The organism is Paraconexibacter sp. (assembly GCF_041602235.1).
Lineage (GTDB): Bacteria > Actinomycetota > Thermoleophilia > Solirubrobacterales > Solirubrobacteraceae > Paraconexibacter.
Genome location: NZ_JBFIGP010000164.1, coordinates 1 through 8,516, shown reverse-complemented (window position 1 = coordinate 8,516; position 8,516 = coordinate 1). Strand labels below are relative to the sequence as shown.

The 8,516-nt window shown below is 71.9% G+C and carries 11 protein-coding genes and 1 pseudogene; 8 read left to right on the top strand and 4 right to left on the bottom strand.

Going from position 1 to position 8,516, the window contains the following annotated elements:
- A partial coding sequence (locus tag ABYE80_RS13305) for a folate-binding protein YgfZ (protein WP_372790767.1) occupies window positions 1-424 on the top strand: 424 nt, incomplete at its 5' end.
- A gap of 9 nt (window positions 425-433) precedes the next feature.
- Here ABYE80_RS13305 and ABYE80_RS13300 read toward each other — a convergent pair.
- On the bottom strand, window positions 434-2,143 hold the full coding sequence (locus tag ABYE80_RS13300) for an exonuclease domain-containing protein (RefSeq protein ID WP_372790766.1): 1,710 nt from the start codon (window positions 2,141-2,143) through the stop codon (window positions 434-436).
- 116 nt (window positions 2,144-2,259) lie between these two features.
- On the opposite strand from ABYE80_RS13300, the gene ABYE80_RS13295 reads away from it, so the two are divergent.
- From ABYE80_RS13295 to ABYE80_RS13275, 5 genes are all read left to right on the top strand, one after another.
- Window positions 2,260-2,475, top strand: a complete 216-nt coding sequence (locus tag ABYE80_RS13295) for a hypothetical protein (protein WP_372790765.1) — start codon at window positions 2,260-2,262, stop codon at window positions 2,473-2,475.
- 87 nt (window positions 2,476-2,562) lie between these two features.
- The gene (locus ABYE80_RS13290; RefSeq protein ID WP_372790764.1) at window positions 2,563-2,994 is read left to right on the top strand and encodes a hypothetical protein; all 432 of its coding nucleotides are present in this window, start codon (window positions 2,563-2,565) and stop codon (window positions 2,992-2,994) included.
- A gap of 32 nt (window positions 2,995-3,026) precedes the next feature.
- Window positions 3,027-3,599 (top strand): hypothetical protein, encoded by a 573-nt coding sequence (locus tag ABYE80_RS13285; RefSeq protein WP_372790763.1) that lies wholly within the window; start codon window positions 3,027-3,029, stop codon window positions 3,597-3,599.
- A 78-nt stretch (window positions 3,600-3,677) separates the two neighbouring features.
- Window positions 3,678-4,934 (top strand): crotonyl-CoA carboxylase/reductase, encoded by a 1,257-nt coding sequence (gene ccrA, locus ABYE80_RS13280; protein ID WP_372790762.1) that lies wholly within the window; start codon window positions 3,678-3,680, stop codon window positions 4,932-4,934.
- Window positions 4,934-5,296 carry a hypothetical protein gene (locus ABYE80_RS13275; RefSeq protein ID WP_372790761.1) on the top strand — a complete coding sequence of 121 codons (363 nt, stop codon included), beginning with the start codon at window positions 4,934-4,936 and terminating at the stop codon, window positions 5,294-5,296. Before ccrA ends, ABYE80_RS13275 begins: the two co-directional genes overlap by 1 nt.
- 63 nt (window positions 5,297-5,359) lie before the next feature.
- Here ABYE80_RS13275 and ABYE80_RS13270 read toward each other — a convergent pair whose 3' ends face one another.
- From ABYE80_RS13270 to ABYE80_RS13260, 3 genes are read right to left on the bottom strand one after another with little or no spacing between them, the layout of a single operon-like run.
- Complete coding sequence (locus ABYE80_RS13270) at window positions 5,360-5,647, bottom strand: ATP-dependent Clp protease adaptor ClpS (RefSeq protein WP_372790760.1); 288 nt, start codon at window positions 5,645-5,647, stop codon at window positions 5,360-5,362.
- A gap of 29 nt (window positions 5,648-5,676) precedes the next feature.
- A complete protein-coding gene (locus ABYE80_RS13265; protein ID WP_372790759.1) occupies window positions 5,677-6,531 on the bottom strand; it encodes an MBL fold metallo-hydrolase in 855 nt (284 codons plus the stop codon).
- Entirely contained in the window at window positions 6,528-7,337 is an 810-nt protein-coding gene (locus tag ABYE80_RS13260) for a class I SAM-dependent methyltransferase (RefSeq protein ID WP_372790758.1), read from the bottom strand. The genes ABYE80_RS13265 and ABYE80_RS13260 overlap by 4 nt, the downstream gene beginning before the upstream one ends.
- 39 nt (window positions 7,338-7,376) lie before the next feature.
- On the opposite strand from ABYE80_RS13260, the gene ABYE80_RS13255 reads away from it, so the two are divergent.
- Both ABYE80_RS13255 and ABYE80_RS13250 read left to right on the top strand, forming a co-directional pair.
- On the top strand, window positions 7,377-8,246 hold the full coding sequence (locus tag ABYE80_RS13255) for a YihY/virulence factor BrkB family protein (RefSeq protein WP_372790757.1): 870 nt from the start codon (window positions 7,377-7,379) through the stop codon (window positions 8,244-8,246).
- A gap of 84 nt (window positions 8,247-8,330) precedes the next feature.
- Window positions 8,331-8,516, top strand: a pseudogene (locus ABYE80_RS13250) (oxidoreductase); the annotation flags it as partial.

The window sequence follows — 8,516 nt, the reverse complement described above, 5'->3', positions numbered from 1 at the left end:
GGTCGACGAGGCCGCGACCGAGGTCGTGCGCGTCGAGGCCGGCGTCCCGCGGTACGGCGTCGATCTCGACGACACCGTCATCCCCCAGGAGGCGGGCCTCAACGCGCGGGCCGTGAGCTTCACGAAGGGGTGCTACGTCGGCCAGGAGACCGTCGCGCGGCTCCACTACAAGGGCAAGCCCAACCGGCACCTGCGTGGGCTGCGCCTGTCGGAGCCGGCGGACCCCGGCTCCACGCTCGTCCTGCGGGCCGACGACGGCGGCACCCGCGAGGTCGGGCGCCTGGGCAGCGTCGCGCTCTCCCCGTCCTGCGGACCGATCGCGCTCGCCCTGGTGCGCCGCGAGGCCGCGATCGGCGCGCTCCTGCAGGTGGGTGACGGCGACGTGACCGCGACGGTCGTCGAGCTCCCGTTCACCGCCACCTGAGCGCGGCGCTCACGCGAGCACCCCGGCGGCCTGCGGATCGGGGACCCCGGCCTGACGCAGGAACGCGGCGACGCGTCGCCGGGCGGGCGCGGGGTGCAGCTCCATGGTGGGCAGGATCCGGCCCTGGACCCAGGTCGAGACGAGCCGCTGCGTCACGACGTCGCGCGGTCCGAGATGGGGCACCTGACCGTGCGCGCACGCCCGTCCCAGGGCGCGCTCGGTCCGGGCGACCCCGTCCCACACGTCGTCCAGCGGTCCGTGGTCGGCCAGCCGGCCATCCACGAGCCAGAACGCGTCCCACCCGTCGCCGCCCGGGTGGCGGGCCAGGAGCAGCTTCGGGCGCACGTGCGCGGCGGCGAGGTTCTCGCCGAGGGCCGTGAGCAGCTCACCGAGGCGCCGGTGTCGCCGCCGCAGCCATGCGGCACGTTCATAGCGCTCGTCCGCGGCGGCGCGCCGCATCTCGTCCTCGACGTGGCGCAGCAGCGGGTGGGCCTCCCCCGAGCGCGCCGTCGCCGTCGTGAAGAGGGCCAGGGCCTCGTCGAGGCGCCGCCGGTAGGCGTTGGGGTCGAGGTCCCCCAGGCACGGGGAGGCGCAGCGGCCCATCTGCCCGTAGGCCGACGGGTGCGGACGGCGCCGCAGGGTCCGCCCGCAGTGCCGCAGCCCGAAGAGCGAGTTGAGCTGCTCGAGGAGCTCGGTGGCCCCGGCCCTCGTGGCGAGCGGACCGACGTTCACCGCGTGTCCGGCGGCGGGCTCGGCGGCCACCTCGAGCACCGGGAACGGGATGTCGAACCGGCAGCGCAGGTACACGTACCGGTCCTGGTGCTTCTGCCGCGCGTTCCCCGGCGGGCGCAGCTCGTCGATCAGGCGCTGCTCGTGCAGCAGGGCCGACAGCTCGGACCTGGTCTCGATGTGGTCGACGGTCTCGACGCGGGCGGACCAGTCGGTGTCCGGCGAGGACGGCGCGAAGTGCGAGCGCGCGCGACGCCGCAGCGAGATCGACTTGCCGACGTAGAGGGGCTGCCCCGCCTCGTTGCGGAAGATGTACACGCCGGGGGCATCGGGGAGGTGCGCCGTCGAGGGTGCCCGGCGGCGGGAGCCCTTCAGGGAGCGTCCCCCGTCGGTGCGTCCGGCACGGGCGCGACGAGGCCGCTGCGGCGCCAGGAGCGCCTGGGCCTCGGCGACCGTTCCCGCGTTGGCGCACAGCCGCCCGAACAGCGCGCAGAAGACCCGCGCGCAGGTCTCGGCGTCGGCGAGCGCCCGGTGCGACACCTCGACCTCGATGCCCAGGGAGGCGGCCAGGAGCGGCAGCTTCCGCTGCCGGGCCAGCGGGTGCAGACGGCGTGCCATCGCGACCGTGCACAGCGTCGGCGGGTCCGGCCAGGTCAGTCCTGCCCGTGCGAACGCCTGGGCGAGGACGCGGCGATCGAAGCTCGCGTTGTGCGCGACGAGCACCCGTCCCTCCAGCAGCGCCGCGAGATCGGGCAGCGTCGCCTCGGCCGCCGGGGCCTCGTCGACCATGGCCTGCGTGATGCCGGTCAGCCGCTGGATCGCGCGACCCAGCGGAGCGCGGACCGCGCACAGGGTCTCCCAGCGATCGTGCAGCTCGCCCCCGCCGACGAGGACGGCGCCGATCTCGGTCAGCTCGCAGTCCTCCCCGGCCTTGCCGTTGGTCTCGGTGTCGACGACGAGGAACTCCCGGGTGCTCAGCAGCGCGGTCACGATGCGAACAGGTGTACGTGTCGCGTCGGACGGCGTGCACCGCCGGGTGCAGGAGTCCGACCGCGGCGGGCACTAGCGTCCCCCGGGACCTGCACGCGAGAGGAAAGGCCGTTCGCATGACCACCTTCGCCACGCAACAGGAATCCGACCGTCGGCTCGCCGAGCTCGACGATCGCACGCGCGAGGCATGGGAGCGCTACCACGCCGAGGTGCGCGAGCTGGAGGGCCCCTCCTACGCGATCGCCGAGCCGGCCGCGTGGGAGTCGCTGCAGGAGACCCTCGACGAGGTCGGCGCGCAACGCACCGAGATCCTGGCCCACCGCGCCGATTGACCGGAACGCCGGTGCTTCGGTTAGGGTTGGCCTCCTGGGGGGGTTGCTGTGACCTCTTCACGGGCCTGGGATGGAGACGAACGTCACGTGACTACATGGATGCGTCGAGCAGCGCTGGTGCTGACGGGGGCGGCTGCGGTCGGCATCGCCGGGTGCGGCGACGAGGACGACTACGCGAACGCTCCTCGCCCGCCGGCGCCGATCGTCATCACCGCGGCGATCACCGGTGACGGCATCACGGTCTCCCCGTCGAAGTTCGGCGCGGGGCCGATCAGCCTCATCGTGTCGAACCAGACCGAGACCTCGCAGCAGGTGACGCTCGAGACCTCCGACACGTCGTCCGGTCCTGGCCTGACGCAGTCCACGGGCCCGATCAACCCGCGTGACACCGCGACGCTGCGGGCCGACGTCGACGAGGGCACCTACACGGTCTCCGTGGCCGCGGACGCGATCAAGTCGGCGACCGTTCGGGTCGGCGCCGAGCGCCCGAGCGCGCAGAACGAGTTGCTGCAGCCGTAGCCCGCCTCGCGGCGATCTGCCAGGATCGGTGCATGGTTCGTCCGCGCCGACTCCTCGTGAGCGCCGCCGTCATGCTGACGGCGGGGCCCGTCGCGATCGCCCTCGCGCAGACGACGACGCCGGAGTCGGAGTCCGAGCGCAACGATCCGCAGACGTTCTTCTCGGCGGCGCTGCAGGCCGACAAGAGGACCAGTTCGCCGATCAAGCGCCTGCTCGCCTCGAAGGCGGGCTTCGTCGACAGCCGCAGCGGCTTCGTCGACGTGACCGGCGACGGACGCTCGGACGCGATCGTCCTGGTGACCCTGCCGGGCGCGGCCGGCACCGTCGCGCTCTACCTCTTCAGCACCGACGGAGGGTCCAAGGGCCCGACGACCGCCGACCTGCGGGCCGTGTTCCGCAGCCAGCAGCTGTACCGGGCGACCTTCCGCCTCCGCAACGGCACGCTGGTCGTGCGGACCCCGGTGTACGCCAAGGGCGATGAGCCCCACGCGCCCTCGAAGATCGAGGAACGGGACTACGTCTGGTCGGACTCCGCCGTGACCATGCGGCGGGTCGCCCGGCGCACGGTCACCGCGCCGCGCGGCGGCGCCGACGCCCCCCGCTGACGGTCGCGAAGCCACGCCCTTGAGCCCGGCGTCGGTGCGGGCGCCGCTCGCGGCCTCCCCCGGGTAGTCTGTCGGCCTATGGCAGTCGATATCTCCCAGGTGTCCGTCGTCGACACCGAGCCCGGCGAACTCCCGGCCACGATGGCGGCATGGGTCATCCGCGAAGACCGCTTCGGCGAGCCGCGCGATGCCTTCCAGGTCGAAGAGATCGAGGTCCCGGAGCCCGGGGCGTTCGAGGTCGTCGTCCGCGTCATGGCCGCCGGCGTCAACTTCAACAACGTGTGGGCGGCGCTCGCCGAGCCCATCTCGATCTTCCGCTACGGCGACCACCCGGAGTTCGGGCACCACATCGGCGGCTCCGACGCGTCCGGCGTCGTCTGGAAGGTCGGCGACGGCGTCACCCGCTGGAAGCCGGGCGACGAGGTCGTGATCCACTGCAACATGGCCTCCTACGAGGATCCCGAGGTCCACGGCCTCGATCCGATGGCGGCTCCGTCGCAGATGATCTGGGGCTACGAGACCACGTGGGGCTCCTTCGCGCAGTTCACGAAGGTCCAGGCCCAGCAGCTCCTCCCCAAGCCCAAGCACCTGAGCTGGGAGGAGGCCGCCTCCTACGGCCTCACGTACTTCACCGCCTACCGGATGCTGCTCAACCGTGGCGCGCTGACCGCGGGCAAGAAGGTCCTGATCTGGGGCGCCGCCGGCGGCCTCGGGGTCTTCGCCGTCCAGCTCTGCAAGGCCGCGGGCGCCGAGTGCGTCGGCGTCGTCTCCTCCGAGGAGAAGGGCGAGCTCGTCAAGCAGCTCGGGGCGGCCGGCTACCTCAACCGCAACGACTTCAAGGGCATGATGCGCCGCGGTGGCGAGACGCCCGAGGAGGAGAAGGCCCGCTTCAAGGAGTCGCGCCGCTTCTCCGAAGCGGTCAACGAGATCCTCGGCGAGGCCCCCGACATCGTGTTCGAGCACGTCGGCACGGCCACGTTCCCGACGTCCGTGTACGCGGTCAAGCCCTTCGGCAAGGTCGTCATCTGCGGCGCCACGTCCGGCTACACGCTGGACTTCGACGTCCGCTACCTGTGGATGCGCCAGAAGGAGATCATCGGCTCGCACTTCGCCAACGCCTGGGAGTGCAACCTCGCCAACAAGCTGATCGAGGAGTCGAAGATCCGCCCCGTCCTCTGGAAGACCCTCGGGTTCGACGGCGTGGCGACCGCGCACCAGATGATGCGTGACAACGAGCATCTCGGGAAGATCGCGGTCCTCGTGGGCGCGACCGAGGAAGGTCAGGGCCGGACGGCCGAGGGTCCCGGCGCGATTCGAGCAGAGGTGGGTGCCTGATGGCCGGAGCTGTGCAGATCGGCTGGTACGCGACGGGGTTCCGTGGCGACCAGCTCCAGGAGGCGCTCGAGGAGATCTCCGCGCTCTCCCCGCGCTACGGCGCCTCGCACTACAGCGTCTACCGCTCGGTGGACGACCGCTACAAGTTCACCCAGTACTTCCACTTCGCGAAGAAGGCCGACTGGGACGCGTTCTGGAACGGCCCGGAGTTCACCCGGTTCCGCACCATCACCTCCGGGTGGTGGCAGGTGCCCGTGCTGTACGTCTGGCAGGACGTGGTCGCGTTCGGGTCCGCCCCGACCGACGACCTCGAGGTCAGCGCGGTGACGCAGACGCCGGACCAGGCCGCCGCCGAGGCCTGAGCGCCACGGCGTCAGGATCCGCTCCGTGCAAAGGGCGCCCGCCGGGCGCCCTTTCTCGTGGTCCTAGGCCTTCTCGAGCGGGGCCATCGTCAGGCCCGCGTCCGCCAGCTGCGACCAGTAGTGCTCGGCGAGCTCCTGGTGCCCGGACCAGACGATCGCCTGGCCGGTCTGGTGGATCTGGTCCGCGATGCGGTACCCGCCGTCGAGCGTGATGCCGGGGATGTAGCGGGCCAGGGTGCTCGCCACACCGTCGAAGGTGTTGTGGTCGTCGTTGCGGACGATGACCCGCCACGCGCCGCCGAGTCCGCTGTCCGGGCCGCTCGTCTTCGGAAGTTCGATCGTCTGGCTCACGTGGACGGACGTTACCGCGTCGCGCCCGGTCAGGTCGAGGAGGCGCGTTGCTCCCAGTACCGCGCGAGCCCCGCGTGGTTGGTCTCCGGCCTGATGGCCTCGTCGTAGGCGGCGACGACGACGGGGTCCCCGCCGGCGCGCTCCTGGATCAGTGCGCGCATCGCCGCGGCGAACGCGTCCGGGCTCGCGTCACGCGCGCTTTCGGCCAGGCGCGCGAGCGTCAGGCGCAGCTCGTCGAGCTGCGCGGTCACGTCCTCGTGCAGGCCGAAGTGCGTGATGGCGAGGCGCGAGGGGCGCCACGCCGCGACCGTGTCGATGGACGCCTGCCAGAGCTCGACGTCGATGTCCGGCGGCGGCGTCGGGGGCAGCGTGGGACCGCCTCCGATGCGCACGCCGGCGACGTCGCCCGTGAACGCGGTGCCGGTCTCCTCGTGGAGATAGGCGACGTGGTGCTTGGCGTGGCCCGGCGTGTACTCGACCCGCCAGCCGTCGATCGCCTCACCGCCCTGGAGCACGCGCACGTTGGCCTCTGGGACGGGGATGACCTCGCCCCACAGCCGGTCGAAGTCCTCACCGTAGATCCGGCGGGCGCTCGCGACCAGTCGCTCGGGATCGATGAGGTGCCGGGCGCCCTTCTCGTGGACCCAGACCTCGGCGTCGGGCCAGCGCTGCAGCAGCCGCCCCGTCGCTCCCGCGTGGTCGAAGTGGATGTGGGTGAGCAGGATGCGGCGCACCGGCGCGGCGTCCTCACCCCGGGCGGCGAGCATCGTGCGGTGGGCGACCTCGGGGCCCGGGTCCACGAGCGTGTCCTCCCCCACCGCGAAGCTGCAGACGGCTTCGGGGACGCCCATGTGGACGACGTCCAGCTCACGGATCTCGGTCATGCGTAGGCCTCTCTCTCGGCGACGATGATGTCCTGGAACGACAGGTGCTCCTCGCGCCCGCACCACGAGCCGGGATGCAGTCCCACGAGCGTCATGCCGTGCCGCCGCAGCGTCGCGAACACCCAGTCGTCGGCGTAGGCGACCGCCTCCTCGGGCATCTCCTCGTCCAGCACGGCGACGTGCTCGGACGCGTCGAGGAAGGGGAAGTGCGCACGGCCGTCGGCGATGAGCGCCCGCGACGTGTCGTTCAGCAGGAAGAAGGTCGCGAGCATCCGCCCGCCCGGCGCCAGGCAGCGCGCGATCTCCGCCACGTAGTGGTCGGCGTCGGACTCGAGGAGGTGCGTGAGGACGCTCGTGCAGATGACGACGTCCTTGCTGCCGGAGTCGTACGGGAAGCGGTACTCGCTGGCGGTGCTCGCGCCGCCGGGGTTGTACCGGGCGTTGAAGAGGTCGGCGACCTTGAAGGTGAAGTGCGGATGCCGGCGGTAGCGGCGCCGACACCACCCGATGCCCTCGCGGTTGACGTCGAACCCGTCGTAGGTCCCGCCGGCGTCACGGTCCAGGACGCGCGTCAGCGGGCGCGCCATGCGCCCGATGCCGCACCCGACGTCCAGCACGCGGTCGCCGGGGCGCAGACCGGCGAGCTCCCGCAGATGCCCCAGGAACTCCTCCCCGGTCTCCACGAAGTCCGAGTGCCCCACGAACTGACGCCGACGCGGCGGCACGAGGCGGTCGGCACGGCCGCTCACGCGGTCCCGCGCGTCGAGGAGCCGCAGGCGCGCGGACATGGTGAGACGACTGGGCACGGACGCCGGAGGCTATAGAGGTGCGTCCGGTGGTGGAGAATGCGCGGCATCGACCCGTCCCGGCGCCCCCATCCCCTGCGTCGCATCGGACACGCCGTCGCCAGGTTCTGGCACAAGGCCTATGGCGACGGCATCACCGGCCTGGCCGCGATGGTCGCGTACAACCTGCTGCTGTCGATCTTCCCGGTCGCCCTGATCGCGCTGTTCGTGGCCGGCCACGTCCTGCGGTCCCCGGACCTCGAGCAGTCGGTGCTGAGCGACCTGCAGCAGCTGTTCCCCAGCGCGGCCGACTCGACCCTGCGCAGCGCGCTCAACAGCATCCAGAACCGCTCGACCGCGACCGGGCTCCTGGCGCTGGCGGCGAGCGTCTGGATCGGTGCGTCGTTCTGGGGCGCGCTCGACACCGCGTTCGGACGGATCTACGGCACGGAGGGCCGTCCGTGGATCCGCCAGAAGATCTTCGCGCTCAGCATGCTCGTCGTCGTGTTCCTCTTCTTCGTCGCGACGCTGGCCGTCCCGGCGGCGCAGTCGATCCTGGCCCGTGGGGCCCGGGGGCTGCCGTTCGGGCTCAGCGAGGTCCGCGGGGTCGTGTTCACCCTCACCCTCGTCGCCGGCCTCACCTTGCTGTTCGCCACCCTGTGCCTCGTGTACTGGCGGGTGCCCCGTGGCGCGATGGCCTGGCGTCAGGTCTGGCCAGGGGCCCTGGGGGCGACCCTGGCCATCGGCGCGGTGGACTACGCCTTCCCGCTGTACCTGTCCAACATCTCGACCCTGGCGGCGGTGGGGCCGTCGGTCGTGTTCGCGCTCATCGCGCTGGTGTGGTTCTACGTCATCGCGTTGATCATGCTCTCGGGGGCGGTGGTGAACGCGCTGCGAGGGCCGGTGGGTGCCCCCGTGAACAGTCCGTGAACGGTCCCGTCGGAGGTCTTGCGCAGGAGCGCCGACGCGCCTAGTGTCAACTGACACATACACCCACCCCACGGGAGGCGAACCATGTCCGGCATCACCCAGCAGTCCCTCGGCCACCAGCTCGAGCAGGACATCACGGGGAGGGTCCTGACGCCGGGCGCCGCGGGGTACGACGAGGCGCGCGCCCTCTTCAACGCGATGATCGACGTCCGGCCCGCGGTCATCGCCCAGTGCGCGGACGCGGCCGACGTCCAGACCGCCCTGCGCGAG